The sequence below is a fragment of the Pseudomonas sp. LBUM1671 genome (genome assembly GCF_059695685.1).
On sequence record NZ_CP166782.1, the window covers coordinates 1,505,523 to 1,525,364 of the forward strand.

17 protein-coding genes are annotated in these 19,842 nt (G+C 61.0%); 15 read left to right on the forward strand and 2 right to left on the reverse strand.

The window, feature by feature from the left end:
• The first annotated feature begins 76 nt into the window (after nt 1-76).
• The 3 genes from ACA060_RS06790 to ACA060_RS06800 all read left to right on the forward strand — a co-directional run bounded on the left by ACA060_RS06790 (nt 77) and on the right by ACA060_RS06800 (nt 1,304).
• On the forward strand, nt 77-409 hold the full coding sequence (locus ACA060_RS06790) for a hypothetical protein (protein ID WP_497316219.1): 333 nt from the start codon (nt 77-79) through the stop codon (nt 407-409).
• Nucleotides 410-657: 248 nt separating this feature from the next.
• Nucleotides 658-1,023 carry a hypothetical protein gene (locus ACA060_RS06795; protein ID WP_497316221.1) on the forward strand — a complete coding sequence of 122 codons (366 nt, stop codon included), beginning with the start codon at nt 658-660 and terminating at the stop codon, nt 1,021-1,023.
• 23 nt (nt 1,024-1,046) lie between these two features.
• Complete coding sequence (locus ACA060_RS06800; protein WP_162556185.1) at nt 1,047-1,304, forward strand: hypothetical protein; 258 nt, start codon at nt 1,047-1,049, stop codon at nt 1,302-1,304.
• Nucleotides 1,305-1,449: 145 nt separating this feature from the next.
• Here the strand turns inward: ACA060_RS06800 and ACA060_RS06805 are convergent, their stop codons facing one another.
• Both ACA060_RS06805 and ACA060_RS06810 read right to left on the reverse strand, forming a co-directional pair.
• A complete protein-coding gene (locus ACA060_RS06805) occupies nt 1,450-2,049 on the reverse strand; it encodes a cupin domain-containing protein (protein ID WP_497318193.1) in 600 nt (199 codons plus the stop codon).
• Between the two features lie 67 nt (nt 2,050-2,116).
• Complete coding sequence (locus tag ACA060_RS06810; RefSeq protein WP_497316223.1) at nt 2,117-4,078, reverse strand: oxidoreductase; 1,962 nt, start codon at nt 4,076-4,078, stop codon at nt 2,117-2,119.
• A 216-nt stretch (nt 4,079-4,294) separates the two neighbouring features.
• On the opposite strand from ACA060_RS06810, the gene ACA060_RS06815 reads away from it, so the two are divergent.
• The 12 genes from ACA060_RS06815 (at nt 4,295) to ACA060_RS06870 (ending at nt 19,818) form a co-directional block, all read left to right on the forward strand.
• The gene (locus ACA060_RS06815) at nt 4,295-5,344 is read left to right on the forward strand and encodes an ABC transporter substrate-binding protein (RefSeq protein ID WP_497316225.1); all 1,050 of its coding nucleotides are present in this window, start codon (nt 4,295-4,297) and stop codon (nt 5,342-5,344) included.
• Between the two features lie 75 nt (nt 5,345-5,419).
• Nucleotides 5,420-6,199: a class II aldolase/adducin family protein gene (locus ACA060_RS06820; protein ID WP_497316227.1), complete on the forward strand. Its 780-nt coding sequence runs from the start codon at nt 5,420-5,422 to the stop codon at nt 6,197-6,199.
• A gap of 169 nt (nt 6,200-6,368) precedes the next feature.
• A complete protein-coding gene (locus ACA060_RS06825) occupies nt 6,369-7,016 on the forward strand; it encodes a TetR family transcriptional regulator C-terminal domain-containing protein (RefSeq protein ID WP_109628416.1) in 648 nt (215 codons plus the stop codon).
• A 92-nt stretch (nt 7,017-7,108) separates the two neighbouring features.
• Nucleotides 7,109-7,825 (forward strand): response regulator, encoded by a 717-nt coding sequence (locus tag ACA060_RS06830; protein WP_109628417.1) that lies wholly within the window; start codon nt 7,109-7,111, stop codon nt 7,823-7,825.
• 5 nt (nt 7,826-7,830) lie between these two features.
• Nucleotides 7,831-8,604, forward strand: a complete 774-nt coding sequence (locus tag ACA060_RS06835) for a substrate-binding periplasmic protein (protein WP_109628418.1) — start codon at nt 7,831-7,833, stop codon at nt 8,602-8,604.
• A complete protein-coding gene (locus ACA060_RS06840; RefSeq protein ID WP_497316230.1) occupies nt 8,601-10,865 on the forward strand; it encodes an ATP-binding protein in 2,265 nt (754 codons plus the stop codon). The genes ACA060_RS06835 and ACA060_RS06840 overlap by 4 nt, the downstream gene beginning before the upstream one ends.
• A gap of 190 nt (nt 10,866-11,055) precedes the next feature.
• The gene (locus tag ACA060_RS06845) at nt 11,056-12,462 is read left to right on the forward strand and encodes an amino acid permease (protein WP_497316232.1); all 1,407 of its coding nucleotides are present in this window, start codon (nt 11,056-11,058) and stop codon (nt 12,460-12,462) included.
• A gap of 176 nt (nt 12,463-12,638) precedes the next feature.
• Nucleotides 12,639-13,373: a hypothetical protein gene (locus ACA060_RS06850; RefSeq protein WP_109628421.1), complete on the forward strand. Its 735-nt coding sequence runs from the start codon at nt 12,639-12,641 to the stop codon at nt 13,371-13,373.
• Nucleotides 13,374-14,077: 704 nt separating this feature from the next.
• A complete protein-coding gene (locus ACA060_RS06855) occupies nt 14,078-14,869 on the forward strand; it encodes an enoyl-CoA hydratase/isomerase family protein (RefSeq protein WP_497316234.1) in 792 nt (263 codons plus the stop codon).
• Between the two features lie 52 nt (nt 14,870-14,921).
• Complete coding sequence (locus ACA060_RS06860) at nt 14,922-16,082, forward strand: acyl-CoA dehydrogenase family protein (RefSeq protein ID WP_497316236.1); 1,161 nt, start codon at nt 14,922-14,924, stop codon at nt 16,080-16,082.
• A gap of 18 nt (nt 16,083-16,100) precedes the next feature.
• The gene (locus tag ACA060_RS06865) at nt 16,101-18,200 is read left to right on the forward strand and encodes an acetate--CoA ligase family protein (RefSeq protein WP_497316238.1); all 2,100 of its coding nucleotides are present in this window, start codon (nt 16,101-16,103) and stop codon (nt 18,198-18,200) included.
• A gap of 10 nt (nt 18,201-18,210) precedes the next feature.
• On the forward strand, nt 18,211-19,818 hold the full coding sequence (locus ACA060_RS06870) for a 5-guanidino-2-oxopentanoate decarboxylase (RefSeq protein ID WP_497316240.1): 1,608 nt from the start codon (nt 18,211-18,213) through the stop codon (nt 19,816-19,818).
• Nucleotides 19,819-19,842 lie beyond the last annotated feature (24 nt).

The window sequence follows — 19,842 nt, forward strand, 5'->3', positions numbered from 1 at the left end:
ATCTGGAAACAGGGCGCATCTCAGTCATTAGCTATCATGCAAGAAAGAGCCAAATCACCGGATAGCGGGGGAGAGCATGAACAGATGGCGGCGGCTTTGGTTGATTATCAAGCTGATGGCAGCTGTTGCGGCCTGCGTGGCCGTCTCTGTTCAGGCTTTTCTCTACATGCTGGAAAGCGCTGACGCCGTGCAAATTCATCCGTTGAGCATACTGGTGGTCGGGCTGATCTTCGGCTTCATTACCTTTGGACTGCTTTCACTGATTGAAAGGGGGCTGTTGAAACTTGCGGCCTCTTCTGCCCCGGTCATTTCCAGCCATCAGGCAGGATCTGAAAGCGATGCCGGGGCAACGCCGCAACGGCCTCTGACCTTTCCAACTGAAGACCCCACTCATCTAAGAAACCTTTGACCCTGACGCTGATCAGCTTCGAATAACAACCGGCTGGACAAATCCCACAGCCATAATTCCGGGCTGACACAAACAAGCGAATCGTCCTACTTCGTACGCGGATACGTCCGAGATTGATCGAAGGTATATTCGTTTTTCAGCGAAGACATCAGTCATGACTTCGTGGTCGAGCAGGTGGCTGGACGTTACGCACCATCTTCTGGTTGATCGGTTAATCGATGATTTATTCCCTCAAGGAGGAGGTAGCGATGTACAGCGGCAGTGAAGAAGGTTTTCAGGGCGATGATCAGACCGGGGTGTCACGAGGCAAGCCAATGCCTGGGGATCTTTATCTGGATACCGGGCGGTTGGCCAATATTTTCAAAGCGCGAATAAAGAATACCGAGTGCCCGTTCTGTGAACATGATGAGTGGGAGTTGCCACTCCAGGTAGGGGCGACGGGTGTAGGGTTGCCTTGGGCGTGTGGCAAAGAGTATTTACGCTCTGGCACGCCGGCGGTGATGCTTAACTGCACTTACTGCGGATTCATTCGCCTGCATTCGCTCAGTGTGCTGGCAGATATCGTCGTCGAAGACGGCAGCAAAACCGTTGCGCTGGAGGTCTGCGATGAGTGAACCTTTTGTGCTGGTAAACCTTGATGAGCATTACCCTGACCGCTTTTCGAGCAACAAAAGAAGTGGCGGGGAAGAACATGGACGAAGACCACCAGGTCCTCCAGGAGAAGACCCATTGGAACCGCGAGTATCCAAACTTGAAACGCATATCGAATGCGTCCGGCGCGACCTCGGTGACCTTCGCACTGATTTTCGTGAGCAGCGGCAAGAAGCTCGAACGGATTTTCGGGAGCACCGCAAAGAAGCTCGAACGGATTTTCGTTTACTGTTCGGCGCGTTGATCACCACGGCGCTGGGCTTGGCAGCCATGATGGGAAAAGGGTTCGGGTGGTTGTAAACGAACGAACAAAAAACCGGCCAGACGCCGGTTTTTTGCAGTGGTCGAGCCACCTGAATCTTTCAAGTACCGAGACGGCGGCCGAATCCTCAAAACGAAGGCGGCGTTATCACCCAAATCACCACAGCGTCCACCTCTCCAGGGTTCCCGTACCGATGGGGCTCCTGGCTCGAAAAGCTGAAACTGTCCCCCTCATTCAGCTGGAAATGCCGCTCCCCAACCCACAGCTCAAAACTCCCCGACAGCAAGTACCCAGCCTCTTCCCCTTCATGGCTATAGCTCTGCTGGCTGTAAGTCCCGGGCGGAAACCGTGAATGCAGCATCTCCAGTTGCCGATTGGGCTGCGGTGTCAGCAGCTGATCCACAATCCCGTCCTCATAGTGGACGCTCATCCGAGTGTGCTTGCGCACCACAACGCCGTTATCTTCAGGCGCCGTATTGCCCTCGCTGGCAAAGAACCACTGAATGGTCACACCCAGGCTACGAGCAATATTGAACAGCGCAGGAATCGACGGATAAGCCAGATTCCGCTCCAGCTGGCTGATATACCCCGCCGTCAGCTCGCTCATCTGCGCCAGTTCCGTCAGGGTCATGCCCCGGCGCTTACGCAACCCACGAATCCGAGTGCCGAGAAAATGCGGTGCTGCCGTGGCGCTGTCCTGTGTGGGCGCGCTGCTGGCAGGCGGCATCTTGCTGCTGTTGCTCATGGCGTGCTCCAAACCGGGGATTCTAAAAGCCCCGGAGTATAAAACAGCCTCAAAGCGTCCAGGCGACTTTCAAACCCTCGTAGATGGCTTCTTCGGCGGTGCGCGGAGCGAGGCAGTCGCCGATGCGGCGAAATTCCACCAAGCCTTGCAGTTCGGCGCCGAGAGTATCAACGGGTTGATGGCCCTGGCAGAGCACCAGTGTGTCGATGTCTTCGAAGAGCATCGGTTCGCCGCTGGCGGTGTGTTGCAGGTAGACGGTGTTGTCGTCGCAGCCGTACAGGCGGGCGTAAGGGGTGATCGGGATGCCGAGTTTGTGCAGCTCGCCGGCCAGTTGATCGCGCACGTACAGCGGCAGGTTTTCCCCGCAATGGGTGCCGTTGACGGCGAGTTGCACCTGGTGCCCGGCGCGTACCAGGCGTTCGGCGATGCCGGGGCCGATCCAGTCGGCGCGCCAGTCGACGACCACCACGGAGCGGCCGATTTGCACTTCATCGCGCAGCACTTGCCAGGCATCCACGACCTGCAATTCGCCGCCGCGCTCGAAGGCTGGCCAATACGGTTCGGCGCCGGTCGCGACGATCACCATGTCCGGGCGTTCGCGTTCGACCAACGCTCGATCGACCCGGGTGTTGCGCACGACGCGCACGCCGGCCAGTTCCATTTCCCGCTGCAGATTGGTGCTCGCGCCACCGAATTCAGCGCGTCGAGGCAGCAATTGCGCCAGCAGAACCTGACCGCCGAGTTGCGAGCTGGCTTCGTAGAGGGTCACGTCATGTCCGCGCTGGGCGGCGACGGCGGCGGCTTTCATCCCGGCCGGGCCACCGCCGGCGATCATGATGCGTTTGCGTTGGGCGGTTGGTTGCCGCTGGCCGAAGATCAATTCGCGTCCGGTTTCCGGGTGCTGGATGCAGGAAATCGGCAAGCCTTTGTGGAAGTGCCCGATGCACGCCTGGTTGCAGGCAATACAGGCGCGCACATCCTCGACGTGGCCGGTGTCGGTTTTGTTGGGCATTTGCGGGTCGCAGATCAGCGCGCGGGTCATGCCGCACACATCGGCCTGGCCGCGAGCGAGGATCAGTTCGGCTTCCTGCGGTTGGTTGATGCGCCCGGTGACGAACAGTGGAATCGACAGCCCGGCCTTGAAGGTTCCGGCTTCCTTGGCCAGATAAGCGGCTTCGATCGCCATCGGCGGCACGATATGCACCGCACCACCCAACGACGCCGAGGTGCCGGCGACGATGTGCACGTAATCCAGAAGCGGTTGCAGGGATTGCACGGCGGCCAGGGATTCATCCTCGGTCAGACCTTCGGGATCGCGTTCATCGGCGGAGATGCGCAAGCCGATGATGAAGTATTCATCAGTGTTCGCGCGCACGGCAGCGATCACTTCGCGCAGGAAACGCAGGCGCTGTTCCAGCTCGCCGTTGTAGCCATCGGTGCGACGGTTGACCCGCGGATTGATGAATTGCGCCGGCAGGTAACCGTGGCTGGCGACCACTTCCACACCATCGATTCCGGCCTGATACAGGCGTCGGGCCGCTGCCCCGTAACCGGCGACAATCTCATCGATCATCGCTTGATCCAGCGCCCGAGGCATCACCCGAAACCGCTCGTTGGGCACCGCCGACGGCGAGTAAGCGACAGCGAGCAAGCCATCGCTGGATTCCATGATTTCCCGACCCGGATGGAAAATCTGCGACAGCACCACGGTGCCGTGAGCGTGGCAACTGTCAGCGATTTTTCGATAGCCCTCGATGCAAGCGTCGTCGGTGGCCATCAGCACGTGTGAGGTGTACCGCGCGCTGTCATGCACACCGGCCACTTGCAACACGATCAGCCCGACACCACCCTCGGCCCGCGCGGTGTGATAGGCGATCAGTTGCTCGTTGACCAGGTTGTCGGTGGGCATCGAGGTGTCGTGACCGCTGGACATGATGCGGTTTTTCAGGCGTTTGCCGCGCAGCTGCAAGGGTTCGAACAGATGCGCAAAAGCAGGGGACGAGGTCGGCATGGGACGGGTACTCCAGGCAGGCTGAAGCCGAAAGGCCGGGTTTTCGGCGTTGTTATTATTTGCCTATAGAAATTTACCTGTAGTAAAAAATCAACTTGTTTTTTTACTATGGCTCGCAGTAGATTCATTTGGCGCCCAGACCTGGGGCGAACCTCACAACAATAAAAAAGGGTCACGTGGACGTTATTCGCGTAGCACCTGCAAGAGGAACCACTGATGAAATCGAATACGCTCAAGCACGGTTTTTATCCCTTGTTGCTCTCCCTGGCCATGGGCCTTGGCAGCGCTCAGGCAGCGCCGGACATGGTGGTGGTGGGTTACGGCGGCGCCGGCCAGAAAGCCCAGGATGTGGCGTTTTTCCAGCCGTTCAGCGTCGCGGATCAGAGCAAGCTGATCCAGAGTGAATACAACGGTGAGATGGCCCGGATCAAAGTGATGGTCGACACCGGCAACGCCGATTGGGACGTGGTGCAGATCGAAGGTCCGGACCTGATGCGCGGTTGCGATGAAGGCATGTATGAAAAACTCGACTGGAAAACCCTGGGTCGCGTCGAGCAGTTGATTCCGGATGCGGCGCAGCCGTGCGGTTCGGCAGCGCTGGTGTGGAGCGTGGCGATTGCGTACGACACGCAGAAGCTGGCGCAAGCTCCGACCTCGTGGGCCGACTTCTGGGATGTGCAGAAAATCCCCGGCAAACGCGGGCTGCGCAAACGTGCGGTGTACAACCTGGAGTTCGCCTTGCTGGCCGACGGGGTGAAGGTCGAGGACGTTTATTCAGTGTTGAACACGCCAAAGGGTGTCGACCGGGCCTTCGCCAAACTTACCGAACTCAAACCTTACATCCAGTGGTGGGAGGCCGGCGCGCAACCGGCGCAATGGCTGACGGCCGGGGATGTGGTGATGACCTCGACGTACAGCGGACGTGTGGCTGCCGCCGCGCAAAGCGGCAGTCATCTCGGGCTGGTCTGGCCGGGCAGTCTGTATGGCATGGATTATTGGGCGATCATCAAGGGCTCGAAACATGTCGATCAGGCCAAGCGTTTTATCGCGTTCGCCAATCAGCCGGACGCCCAGGTCAAGTATGTCGAGCAAATCCCTTATGGGCCGACCAACACTGAAGCGGCGGCCAGACTGGACGGCCAACTCGCGCAATGGGTGCCCACCGCGCCGCAGAACCTGAAGGGCGCGCTGTCGATGGACGTGGAGTTCTGGGTCGATCACGGCGAAGAACTCGAAGAGCGTTTTAATGCCTGGGCCAGCAAGTAATCGCAAGCGGCTGGACGTTTCACCGCGTCCGGCCTTACTGTTTTGCGCAGTCGATCAGCCTGGAGAACCACAACAATGAACGAGATCGCCAACCACCTGCGCAGCGCGACGGAACAGCGTCTGCGCGAAGAGCTGGCCGCGTGTTACCGATTGATCGCGCACTTTCGCATGACCGATCTGATTTTCACCCACATCTCGGTGCGCCTGCCGGGGCCTGAACATCACTTTCTGATCAATCCGTACGGGCTGATGTTCGATGAAATCACCGCGTCCAATCTGGTGAAAATCGGTCTTGATGGTCGTGCCGTAGAGCCGTCGCCGTACCCGGTGAATCCGGCGGGATTTGTGATTCACAGCGCCATCCACGGTGCACGTGGAGATGCGCAGTGCGTGCTGCACACCCACACCCGATCCGGTTGCGCGGTCGCGGCGTTGAAATGCGGGTTGTTGCCGGTGAATCAGATTTCCATGGAGTTCTATGGTCGGGTTGCCTATCACGACTATGAGGGTGTGGCGCTGGACAAGAGCGAGCAGCAGCGTCTGGTGAAGGACCTTGGCGACAAACCGGTGCTGATGCTGCGCAATCACGGTTTGTTGACCGTTGGCGAGACCGTGAGCCAGGCCTTCTTGCGCATGTATTACTTGGAAAAAGCGTGTGAAATCCAGCTCGCCGCGCAGGCGGCGAGTGAGCTGGTTTTGCCGCCGAGCGAGGTATGCGAACACACCGAGCGTCAGTTCAATGATCCAGGCCGGCCGCTGGACGAAGGCGAGTTGAGCGACCCGGATGCCATGCAGTTGGCCTGGGCGGCGCTGTTGCGATTGCTTGAGCGGGTGGCACCGGGCTATCGGGACTGACCTGGGTTTTTGAATGGATGGGCTGACGCCATCGCGAGCAGGCTCACTCCCACAGGGTTTCTATGGCGTGCAACTGACTAGAGACTTGCCACCCTCTTGCTGTACAGTCGTTCAGCCCGCGGATTGTCTAGCCGCGCCCTAAATGATTGATCCACGGAGAGTGTCGCGCATGAGTCAGGAAGCCCGTTTTTCCCGCATGGAGCCGGAGTTGCGCAAGGCCAACCTGATCGAAGCCACACTGGTTTGCCTCAAGCGCCACGGCTTCCAGGGCGCGTCGATCCGCAAGATTTCCGCCGAGGCCGGTGTCTCGGTCGGGTTGATCAGCCATCATTATTCCGGCAAGGATGAACTGGTGGCCGAGGCCTACCGGGCGATTACCGGTCGGGTCATGAGTTTGCTGCGCGAGGCGATGGAGCACGCAGCGCCCAACGCCCGCGAACGCTTGTCGGCGTTCTTTCGCGGGTCGTTCTCCGCCGAACTGCTCGACCCGCAGCTGATCGATGCCTGGCTGGCCTTCTGGGGCGCGGTGCGCACGGCGGAGTCGATCAACCTCGCGCACGAGCATTCCTACGGTGAGTACCGCGGCATCTTGCGCAAGGTCCTGACCGAGCTGGCGCAGGAGGAGGGCTGGGAAAACTTCGACGCCGATCTGGCCGCCATCAGCCTCAGCGCGTTGCTCGACGGTTTGTGGCTGGAGTCGGGCCTCAACCCCGGCACCTTTACCCCGGAGCAAGGCATTCAGATTTGCGAAGCCTGGGTCGATGGATTGCAGGCCGGCGGTCGCCAACGGTTTTGCGTCCAGACGACGGGCTGTTGATCGGTCGTTCAGCTGTCGATACTCTCTGGCGCCAAGGCAACAAAACACTCTAATAAGAAACACGCCTTCGGGCATACGCGGGACACCTAGCGATGACTCCTCGGGTACTGATCGTCGATGACGATCCGCTGATTCGCGAACTGCTGCATGCCTACCTGTCCCAGGAAGGTTATGAAGTCCACTGCGCGGCCACGGCGGAGCTGGCCGAAACCTTTCTGGCGACTCAGACGGTTGATCTGGTGATGCTCGATATCCGCCTGCCGGGCAAGGATGGCCTGACCCTGACACGGGAGCTGCGGGTCCGTTCGGAAGTCGGGATCATTCTGATCACCGGGCGCAACGATGAAATCGACCGCATCGTCGGCCTCGAATGCGGCGCCGATGACTACGTGATCAAACCCCTCAACCCACGCGAGCTGGTGTCCCGGGCGAAAAACCTGATCCGCCGGGTTCGTCACGCGCAGGAGCCCCAACCGGTAGCGGCCATCGCGAAACCGGTCAAGCAATTCGCCGACTGGGCGCTGGACACCGATCGGCGACGGCTGATCGACCCCTCCGGCAGCGAAACCCTGCTGACCCACGGCGAATACCAGTTGCTCAGCGTGTTCCTGCGCAACAGCGGCCACACCTTGAGCCGCGATCAACTGATGGACCAGATCCGCAACCGCGAGTGGGTGCCCAATGATCGCTCCATCGACGTGCTGGTCGGACGCTTGCGGCGCAAGTTGCACGACGACCCGGCCGAGCCGCAACTGATCATCACCATCCATGGCGCCGGTTACCTGTTCACCGCCAGCGTGGCGGCCTGAGTTTTATGTGGCGGGTGTTTGCGTTGCTGCTGGCGCTGGTCGCGGACAGCGCGATGGCGGCGGAAAAGATTCGCTACTGCGACTATCCGGTGTACCCGCCGATCTCCTGGAGCGACGGTAAACAAGTTCGCGGCCTGGCCCCGAGCGTGGTGAAAAACCTGTTCGAAAAACTCGGCTACGAAGTGGAAATCATCGTGCTCGGCAACTGGAAACGCTGCCTGCTCGACGCCGCCGAAGGTCGGGTCGATGTGGTGTTGGCCTACAACACCGCGCAACGTGAGCAGAGCATGATTTTTTCCACGGTGCCGGTGCTGCGTGAAGAGGTCGCGTTGTTCATCAATCGCCAGCGTCCGGTGAAATTCGAGCGTCTGGAGGACCTGGCCAATTACCGTGGCGGGCTGTTGTTCGGTGAAAGTTACGGCGTGGAATTCGACCGCCTGGTCGCACAACACCAGAACATCGAATGGGTCTCTGACAGCCGCCAGAACTTCGGCAAACTGATTCGCGGGCGCATCGACTTCATCACCTCGGAGCGACGCACCGGCGAGCTGTACGTCGAAAATCTGCCGGGCGCACAAGACATCGTCGCATTGCCCACGTCTTTGAGCGTGGACTACCTGCGGATTGCAGTATCACGCCATTCTCCTCTGGCCAGCCGCATGCCGGACATCGATGCGCAACTCCAGCGCATGGTCGATGCCGGAGAGGTAGACCGTTTGCTCAACGAAAGCGAAGTCACCTACCGCGACATGATCAACCTGCCGGCGAATTCGAAATGATCCGCGCTCGGCCCGGTGGACTGTTGCGGCGTCTGCTGCTGTTCATTCTGTTGTTCAGCCTGTGCTTCACCGTGCTGGCGAGTACCGTGCAGTTGTACTTCGAATACCGCCGCGAAATGCGCGACATCGACTCACGCATGGAACTGATCCGCGCCGGTTATCTGGCCAGTCTGGAGCGCAGTCTCTGGGATTTGAACCAGGAGCAATTGAATGTGCAGTTGCGCGGCCTGGTGGATTTCTCCGACGTGGCGCGAGTGCATCTGACCAGCCCTGATTTCGATCTGCTGCATGGCAGCGTGGACCCGGTCGGGCCGCTGCGCATCGAGCGTTTTCAACTGGAGTATCAGCCGCCGTCCGGGCCGTTGCGGCATTTGGGGCAGTTGGAAGTCAGCACCGACCTGGGCGCCGTGCATCAACGTTTGTACGCCACCGGTTTGACCAGCCTGCTGTGGATGAGCGTGTTTTTGTGCGGGCTGGCGGTGACGCTGTCGGGACTGTTTTATCGGCTGGTCACGCGGCACCTGCAAGTCATGGCCGGTTTTGCCCGACGCATCGCTGCCGGTGACTGGCACGAACCCTTGCAACTGGACAAACGCCGCAGCGCTGATGAGGACGAAATCGATACCGTGGCCCATGCGCTGGACGACATGCGCCGGGCGATTCTCAGCGACATTGACCGCCGGGAAAGCGATCGACTGGCCCTGCAAGACAACCGCGATGAACTACTGCGAAGGGTCGAACGCCGCACCGCCAGTCTGATGCGCGCCAAGGACGAAGCCGAAGCGGCCAACCTCGCCAAGTCGCGCTTTCTGGCGACCATGAGCCACGAGTTGCGCACACCGCTGAACGGCATTCTCGGCATGGCTGAATTACTGCGCGACGCCAACCTGAATGCGCGCGACGGCAAACGTCTGGATGCGCTGTCGAAGGCCGGCGAAGGGTTGTTGTCGATTCTCAACGAAGTGCTGTATTTCGCTCGACTGGAGGAGGGCGTCAGCCACCCGGAACCGGTCGACTTTTCCCTTCGGCGGTTGCTCGACGAGGTGCTGACGCTGCTGGAACCGCGCGCGCTGAGCAACGACACGACGCTGCACTGCCGGATCGATCCGCAGGTCGCCGACCGGCACCATGGCGCCGAACAATTCTTGCGTCAGGTGTTGAGCAACTTGCTGGCCAACGCGATCAAGTTCACCGAAGGCGGTCAGGTCAAAGTGGACGTTGCGCTTCTGGCTCCAGTCCCCGAACAAACCGGGCAACGCCTGCGCGTGAGCGTGACGGACAACGGCATCGGCATCGCTCCGGCGGTGCAGGAGAAGATATTCGAACGCTTCACTCAAGCCAGCGAGGAAGTGGCGCAACGCTTCGGCGGCACCGGGCTCGGATTAGCCATTTGCAAACATCTGGTGCAGCAGTTGGGCGGGCAGATCGGCGTTGAAAGTGACGTCGGGCGGGGTAGTTGTTTCTGGTTTGAGCTGACGTTGCAGCCGGCGTCTACCGGGATTGCCGAACTGCCAATGCACCACGAGCCCGGCCAGTCGATGAAGATTCTGGTGGTCGAGGACGTGGCGCTGAACCGCGAAGTGGTCAGCGGTTTGTTGCACCGGGACGGGCATCAGGTCTGGCTCGCCGAAGACGGCGAGCAGGCGTTGACGCAATGCGTCGGGGAGACGTTCGATTTGATCCTGCTCGATGTGCACCTGCCGGGCATCAGCGGCGTCGAGTTGTGCACACTGATCCGCCGTACCGAAGGCCCGAACCGCCACTGCCGAATATTCGCCCTGACCGCCAGCGTGCAGCCGGCGCTGGTGCGCGGTTATCTGGATGCCGGGATGGACGGCATTCTCGCCAAACCGCTGAAGCTTGAGAGCCTGCGTCAGGCACTGGCCGGGCATCCACCCGCACCCGCGCCGCCGCTTGATGATGAGGCGATGGACTGGCCGCTGCTGGACACTCATCGCACCTTGCTCGGTGAGCAGAAACTCCAAGGCTTGCTGGCGGTGTTGCGTGATTCCATCAGCCAGCATCGCGAAGCGCTCACGGAAGCGTTCGAGGCCGACGATTGCACCGAAGTCGCTCATCTGGCGCATCGCCTGGCCGGCAGCAGCGACTCATTGGGCTTTCGGGCATTGGCCACTGTGCTGCGTGCGCTGGAAGAGGCCGCCCTGGCCAACGACGAGTCAAGGTTGCGGACATTGGCGCCGCAGGTTCATGCGCACTTGCAGCGTTCGCAACAGACGCTGGCCGAGTTGCTGCACCACTGACGTACAAGTTCGTTACGACTTTTTACAACTTCGATCTTTACGGTCAACGGGAGCTTACATGGCCTTCCAATAATCGAGGCAACCGCCACAGCGCGGTCTTCGAAGCTTATTGGAGATAATAATAATGAACTGCCGTAAAGCTGATCCCTCCTCGCGCCCCGCGCACCTTGCTGATTATTGAGGTGCGGACATGAGCGAATCTACCGAACGTAAAGGCATCCAACTGACCCGCGCTTTAAAGAGCCGGCACATTTTCATGTTGTCCCTGGGCGGCGTGATCGGCACCGGGCTGTTCATGGGTTCCGGGGTGACGATCAACCAGGGCGGGCCGGTGGGGGCGATTCTGGCTTATCTGGTCGCCGGCTTTCTGATGTACCTGGTGATGGTGTGCCTGGGCGAACTGTCCGTGCAAATGCCGGTGTCCGGCTCGTTTCAAACTCACGCTACCAAATTCATCGGACCGGCCACCGGCTTCATGATCGGCTGGGTGTACTGGATGAGTTGGGCGACCACCGTGGGCCTGGAGTTCACGGCGGCAGGCATGCTGATGGAGCGCTGGTTCCCGACCATTCCGATCTGGTACTGGTCGGCGCTGTTCGTGGTGGTGTTGTTCGGCCTGAATGCGCTGGCGACGCGCGCTTTTGGTGAGGCGGAATACTGGTTTTCCGGGATCAAGGTCGCGGCGATCCTTGGGTTTATCGTGGTCGGCGTGCTGGTGATTTTCGGCGCGATCCCGCTGACCAGCGGCGCACCGGCGCCGATGATGAGCAACCTGATTGGCGACTCGCTGTTTCCCAACGGCTTGTCGGCGGTGTTCGCGGTGATGATGACCGTCGTCTACGCCTTCCAGGGCTGCGAGATCATGGGCGTGGCCGCCGGCGAAACCGATCAGCCGGAAAAAAGCATCCCGCGCGCCGTTCGAAACGTGGTGTTTCGCGTGCTGATTTTCTATGTGCTGGCGATCGTGGTGCTGTCGGCAATCGTACCGTGGCAGCAGGCCGGGTTGATGGAAAGTCCGTTCGTGCAGGTGTTCGACATGGTCGGGATTCCTTATGCGGCTGACCTGATGAACTTCGTAATCCTCACCGCGATTCTGTCGGTGGGCAACTCCGGCCTGTATGCCTCGACGCGCATTCTGTGGGCGATGTCGAAGACCGGCATGGCGCCGAAAAGTCTGTCGCCGTTGAGCAAACGCGGCGTGCCGTTGCGGGCGCTGAGCATCACCTTGTGCTTTGCGCTGGTGTCGTTGATGACCAGTTTCGTCGCGGCGGACACGCTGTTCATGGTGCTGATGGCCGTGAGCGGCATGTCGGGCACGGTGACGTGGATCGTGATTGCGCTGGCGCAGTACAAATTCCGCAAGGCCTACCTGCGCGATGGCGGCAAGCTCAGCGATTTGAAATACCGTGCGCCGTGGTTCCCGCTGCTGCCCCTGACGTGCATTGCGTTGTGCTGTTCGCTGTTTGTGTTCCTGGCGCTGGATGAGACGCAGCGGCCTTCGTTGTATTGGGGCTTTGGGTTCATCGCCGTGTGTTATGGCGCGTATTTTCTGATTCACCGCAAGCGTCAGGTGGTTTTGGCGCCGAGTGCTGTCTGATTGATTGTGTATGTCCGTTTGATCGTTCCCACCACTCCGCGTGGGAATGCATCCCGTGACGCTCCGCGTCAAACGCAGTGGTGAATTCTGGACAGGGTAGTGGCTAGTTAGTAGCATCCGCCGCATACGGATTTTCTACTGCGCGTCGATCGACGTGGGCCTATCAAGGAATCGAAATGCACACATTCACTCATGGCGATAAAACCGTTGTTTTCACTGTCTTGAGCGGTGAGGTGGTGGGCAGCGAGAAGCTCAGTGAGACGCGTGTGACGACCACGGGCGGCGTTCCTGTAAACGGTAAGGACGGGGATCTGACGCCGGTTCGCGTCAGTTCGGTGTCGATCATCAATCATGAGTTCTGGGTCAAAACCGCGGACGGTGTCGAGCACGATGTGAAGTTGCGTGGCGTAGATGTTCCATTGCGCACCGGTCAGGACATCTCGTTGATCAGTGCCTTGAAAAAGGACGGTTCGCCCCTGCACACCCTCCTGCTGAACCACTCGGCGTCCAAGCGCTGGGTGCTGCGTGACGCGGGCGTGTTGAATACCGAGTTGGAGTTGACGCCCTTCAACTGGAAGACCGTGCTGATCGTCTCCGGCTTGTGTGTTGCCGGTATTGCCACCGCCGGGCTGGGCCTTCTGGCGGCGGGTGGTTACCTTTGCTATGCGTTGTATCAGGGTTCCCAGCGCAAGAAACTGCTGATCAGCGACCTGAAGGCTTACCTCGAAAAGTTGGACACCCTGGTCGCCAGTCGCGGTCGGGTGCCAAGCCCTGTTCAAGCTGAAAGCCGGGTCGAGGCCGAACTCGCCTTCGAACTCGACAGCCCAGCACCCGCGCAAAGCGCTGCCGAACCTGAAAGCCCTGTGCTGAACAGCGACAGCGTGCACCGGGCGCTGTCGCGCAATCTCTGAAAGACATGTCCTGAGAGCCTCTGCGCAAAACACAAATTTTGCATCGACAGTGGAACGCAGAGCGTCCCTGGCGGCATTCCCACGCAGAGCGTGGGAACGATCTAAAGCATTGCGTCGCTCTGCTTTTTTGGGAACGGGTTTGCTCGCGAAGCTGTAGATCTTGCCCTTGCCCTTGCCCTTGCCCTTGCCCTTGCCCTTGCCCTTGCCCTTGCCCTTGCCCTTGCCCTTGCCCTTGCCCTTGCCCTTGCCCTTGCCCTTGCTTCGGCTTTTGATCTTGATCTTGATCTATCCGCCCCTTTCCCAGAGGCCGGAGTGAGGGCATGCCGAGCCTAGGCGAGGCACCGAATGGAGGGGCAAAGCCTTTTGGTTCCTTTTCGGCGTTTGGAAAAGGGACTCGCTGTAAAAGCGAAACCGCCAGCCGCCGCTATCGCAGAAACGGATATGCCCCCAATCCCATCCCATCCCATCCCATCCCAATCCCCCCCAATCCAAACCTCAACCCTGTACCCAGTTGTTCAAAGTTGTAACAGCCTCAACCTCACAACACCTCCGATAAAAAATAAACCATTTAAAACCAACAACTTATCGAAATTCCAAGACTGTTACAGCCAAATCGACCACAGATTGCCGCCTTGCTGAACACTCGTTTAGTATGGCCTCAAGTCGCATCACCTCATGCCAAACACAATAATTCGAGGATTCGCATGACTAATCACTCTTCTCTGCTCAGCCAGGTCGAAGCCGGCGTGGCCTGGATCACGCTCGATCGCCCCGATCAGCGCAACGCGCTGGACATCCCAACCCTGAAAAACCTGCACGCCTTGCTCGATGAGTTCAACGCCGATCCCGCCGTTCGAGTCGTGGTGCTGACCGGCAGCGGCCGCAGTTTCTGCGCCGGTGCCGACCTCGCTGAGTGGGCCGAAGCCGAAGCCCGTGGCGCCCTAGAAAGCTATGGCTGGACCGAAACCGCCCACGCACTGATGAGCCGTTTGTACAGCCTCGAAAAACCAACCATCGCCGCCATCAACGGCACCGCCGTCGGCGCCGGGATGGACCTGACGCTGTGCTGCGACCTGCGCATCGCCGCGCAATCGGCACGCTTCAAGGCCGGCTACACCAGCATGGCCTACTCGCCGGACGCCGGTGCCAGTTGGCATCTGCCGCGCCTGATCGGCACCGAGCAAGCCAAGCGCCTGCTGTTCCTCGACGAGTTGTGGGGCGCCGACCGTGCCTTGGCCGCCGGTCTTGTCGGCGAAGTCTGCGCCGATGATCAACTGCACGACGTGACCACTGAGTTGGCCACGCGCCTGGCCAACGGCCCGACGTTCGCTTTCGCCCAGACCAAAAAACTCATGCGCGAAGGCGCCCAGCGCAGCCTGCCGGAGCAACTGCAAGCCGAGCTCGCCGCCGGCCTGCTCTGCGGTCGCAGCAAAGACGGCGCCGAAGCCTTGCGCGCCGCCATCGAAAAACGCCCGGCACGTTTCAGCGGCCAATAGATCTGCCGGCTTGCCCGAACACCTACTCAGCACATGAACAACAGGTAGCCCCATGAATTTCCAACTGACCCAAGAACAAGAAATGTTGGTGGACGCGGTACGCAGCTTTGTCGCCAAGGAACTGCTGCCTCATGAGGAAGCGGTCGACCGCGCCGACGAAGTCTCCCCCGAATTGGCGGCACAGATTCGCGGCAAGGCCATCGCGGCGGGTTTCTATGCCTTCAACATGCCGGAAGAAGTCGGCGGTGGCGGCCTCGATTACCTGTCCCAGGCGCTGATCGAGCGTGAACTGTCCAAGGTCTCCTGGGCGCTGCATGTGTTCGTCGCGCGGCCGTCGAAAATCCTCATGGCCTGCACCGGTGATCAGATCAATGACTACCTGCTGCCGTGCATCCAGGGCGAGAAGATCGATTGCTTCGCCCTGACCGAACCGGGCGCCGGTTCCGACGCCAACGCGATCAAGACCCGCGCCGTGCGCGATGGCGATGACTTCATTCTCAATGGCAGCAAGCACTTTATCAGCCACGCCGGCCACGCCGATTTCGCCATCGTTTTCGCCGTCACCGACACCTACGAACACAACGGCAAGCAGCGCAACGCCGTGACCTCCTTCCTGGTCGACCGCGACACGCCGGGCATGACCATCCGCCGTGGTCCCAAGTGCGTGAGCAACCGCGGTTACCACACCTTTGAAATGTTCTTCGACGACTGCCGCGTCCCCGCCAACAAAGTGCTGGGCGAAGTGGGCAAGGGCTGGGACGTGGCCAACGCCTGGCTAACCGCCGGGCGGGTAATGGTCGCCGCCAACTGCGTTGGCCAGGCGCAACGCGCGCTCGACGTGTCGCTGCAATGGGCGGCGGATCGCAAGCAATTCGGCCAGCCGATCGGCACCTATCAAGGCATCTCGTTCAAGCTCGCCGACATGGTCACGCAGATCCGCGCCGCCGAGCTGCTGACCCTGCACACCGCCTGGAAAATGGATCAAGGCAGCATGACCGATGGCGAGGCCGGCATGGCCAAACTGTTTGCCAGTGAAGTGCTCGGCAAGGTCGCCGACGAGGCGGTGCAGATCTTTGGCGGCATGGGCCTGATGGATGAATGCCCGGTGGAACGCATCTGGCGCAACGCGCGGATCGAGCGCGTCTGGGAAGGCACTTCGGAGATCCAGCGCCACATCATTTCCCGCGAATTGCTGCGGCCGCTGCTGCGCTGACCGGTCCGGAGAACTTCTATGTCGCAGACGATTCGTGACAACCTCAAACGCATGCTCGCGCCGCGCCACGTGGCGTTTGTCGGCGGCCGCAGCATGGCTCGCGCGCTCAAGCGTTGCGCCGAAGGCGGCTACCTTGGCGAGATGTGGCTGGTCAATCCGCAGAATGACAGCCTTGAAGGCGTGCCGTGTGTGCGCAGCATCGCCGAACTGCCGTGCGGCCCGGACGCGGTGTTCATCGCGACCAACCGCGAGCTGACTCTGACCTGCGTTGCCGAGCTGGCCGCCAAGGGTGCGGGCGGTGCGATCTGCTACGCCTCCGGGTTCGCCGAAACCGGCGCCGAAGGCCAGGCCTTGCAGCAACAATTGCTCAAGGCCGCCGGCAACATGGCCTTGCTCGGCCCCAACTGCTACGGCTTGCTCGACTACCTGCACAGCTCCGCGCTGTGGCCGGTGGCCCATGGCGGCAAACCGGTGGAGAAGGGCGTCGCCGTCCTGACCCAGAGCGGCAACTTTGCCTACAACGTGTCCATGAGCGACCGCTCGCTGCCGGTGGCCTACATGGCCTCGGTGGGCAATCAGGCGCAACTGGGCATCGCCGAACTGATGGACGTGTTGCTCGACGAGCCGCGCGTCACCGCCATCGGCTTGCACCTCGAAGGCCTGAAAAACGTACCGGGTTTTGCCCGCGCTGCGCACAAGGCATTGGAGAAGGGCATCCCGATCATCGCCCTGAAAACCGGCGTGTCGCAGATCGGTGCCGAGCTGGCGCTCAGCCACACCAGCTCGTTGTCCGGTTCCGATGCGCTGTACGACAGTCTGTTTGCGCGCCTCGGCGTGATCCGCGTCAGTGGCCCGGTGAGTTTTGTCGAAACCCTGAAAGCGGCGGCGTGCGGCAAGCTGCCGGCGGGCAACAGCCTGATCGCGCTGGCCTGTTCGGGAGGTGACGCCGGGCTGATTGCCGACTACGCCGAACGCAACGACCTGAGCTTGCCGACACTCGATGAAGGTCAGCGCGGCGAGCTGGCGCACGTGCTGCCGAGCTACGCCAACCTGGTCAATCCGCTGGATTTCACCACGGCAATCTGGGGCGACGGCGAAGCCTTGAACCGCATGCTCGACAGCGCCCTGCGCACCGAAGCCGATGCGGCGATGCTGGTGCTCGATTACCCGTCGGAATTCACCGGCGAACGCAAGGAATGCGACCTGCTGCTGGAGCTGTATTGCACCGCCCTGGTCCGCCACGGCAAGACCGGTTTTGTCACCTCGGCCTTCCCGGAACTGCTGCCGGCCCACGCCCGTGAGCGCCTGCATGCCCAAGGCGTGGCGGCGTTGCAAGGCGTCGAAGACGGGCTCGCCGCGTGGGGCCGAATTGCTGGCTATCAACGCAACCGTCAAGCGTTGCTGGCGCTCGGTGAATCGGCGCTGGTGCCGCACTGCCCGCTGGCGCTGGAAGGCGAAGGTCGCTTGCTCAATGAGTGGGATTCGAAAAAAGCGTTGCGCGCCTTCGGCCTGCAAACGCCCAACGGCGTATTGAGCACCCCGGACGAGGCATTGAGCGACGCCAACGCGCTGGGTTACCCGCTGGTATTGAAAGCGGTCAGTGCCCGACTGCCGCACAAAACCGAAGCCGGCGCCGTGGCGTTGAACCTCAAGGACGCCGCCGCCCTCAGCATCGCACTGGAAAAAATGCGCGCGAGCATTGCCGATTACGCGCCGCAGGTGCCGTTCGATCAAGTGCTGCTGGAACCGATGGCCAAGCCACCGTTGGCCGAATTGATCGTCGGCATCAAACGCGAAAACGACTTTGGCCTGGCGCTGGTCATCGGTGCTGGCGGGGTTCTGGTGGAGTTGCTCAAGGACAGCCGCAGCCTGTTGCTGCCGACCACCGACGGCGCGATTCGCCAAGCGTTGTTGAGCCTGCGCAGTGCCTCGTTGCTGCAAGGTTTTCGCGGTCGCGAAGCGGCGGATCTGGACGCGCTGGTGGCGGCGATTCGTGCGGTGGCCGATTACGCCTGCGAGAACGCCGGGCAGTTGCTGGAACTCGATGTGAACCCATTGTTGGTCGGTGCCCAAGGCACGACTGCGGTCGATGCGTTGATTCGCCTCGGCCACGAGTGAGGAAGTGAACATGCAAAGCACAACATTGACCGGCGGCCAGGCCCTGGTGCGCCTGCTGGCCAACTATGGCGTCGACACCGTGTTCGGTATCCCCGGCGTACACACGCTGGAGTTGTATCGCGGCTTGCCCGGCAGTGGCATTCGTCACGTGCTGACGCGTCACGAGCAGGGCGCAAGTTTCATGGCCGACGGCTACGCGCGGGTCAGCGGCAAACCGGGCGTGTGCTTCATCATCACCGGGCCCGGCGTGACCAACGCCGCGACCGGCATCGGCCAGGCGTATGCCGACTCGATTCCGATGCTGGTGATTTCCAGCGTCAACCACACCGCCAGCCTCGGCAAAGGCTGGGGCTGCCTGCACGAAACCCAGGACCAGCGCGCAATCACCGCGCCGATCACCGCGTTTTCAGCCGTGGCACTCAGCGCCGAGGACCTGCCTGAATTGATCGCCCGTGCCTATGCGGTGTTCGACAGTGAACGTCCGCGTCCGGTGCACATTTCGGTGCCGCTGGACGTGCTGTCGGCAAAAGTCAGCCGCGACTGGAGCAATGAAGTGGTGCGTCGTCCAAGCCGTGGCGTACCGGCCGCCACGGCGCTGGATCAGGCCGTGGCCAAGCTGCAAATCGCCAAGCGGCCAATGATCATCGCCGGCGGCGGTGCATTGAATGCGCAGCAGGAACTGCATGAACTCAGCACCCGACTCGCCGCGCCGTTGTTCACCAGCGTGGCTGGGAAAGGCCTGTTGCCGCCGGACGCACCGCTCAATGCCGGCTCGACCCTGTGCGTAGAGCCGGGCTGGCAACTCATCGCCGAGGCCGACGTGGTACTGGCGGTCGGTACCGAAATGGCCGACACCGATTTCTGGCGCGAGCGTCTGCCGCTGAACGCCGAACTGCTGCGCGTCGACATCGACCCGCGCAAGTTCAACGATTTCTACCCGTGCGCGGTGGCGCTGCAAGGCGACGCGCAACACACTCTCGTCGCGTTGCTGGAACGTCTGCCAACCGGCAAACGTGATGCCAGCGCCGCGATCGCGTCCGTCGCAGCACTGCGTGAAGCGGTGCAAAACAGCCACGGCCCGTTGCAGTCGATCCACCAGGCAATTCTCGAGCGGATCGCCGCCGAGCTGCCGGACGATGCCTTCATCAGCACTGACATGACCCAACTGGCCTACACCGGCAACTACGCCTTCAACAGCCTGGCGCCGCGCAGCTGGTTGCATCCGACCGGCTACGGCACCTTGGGTTATGGCTTGCCAGCGGGCATCGGCGCCAAGTTCGGCGCACCGCAGCGGCCCGGTCTGGTGCTGGTCGGCGACGGTGGTTTTCTCTACACCGCGCAAGAACTGGCCACCGCCGTCGAAGAGCTGGACAGCCCGCTGGTGGTGTTGCTCTGGAACAACGACGCGCTGGGGCAGATCCGCGACGACATGCTCGGGCTGGATATCGAGCCGATTGGCGTGCTACCGCGCAACCCGGATTTTGCCGCCCTCGGCCGCGCGTTTGGCTGCACGGTGAGCGAGCCGCAGAGCCTGGCCGAACTGCAAACCGATTTGCGCCACGGCTTCAAGCGCAACGGCGTGACCCTGATCGAACTCAAGCATGCGTGCGCGCTCTGACGGCCATTTTTTTACAGGGCTTTT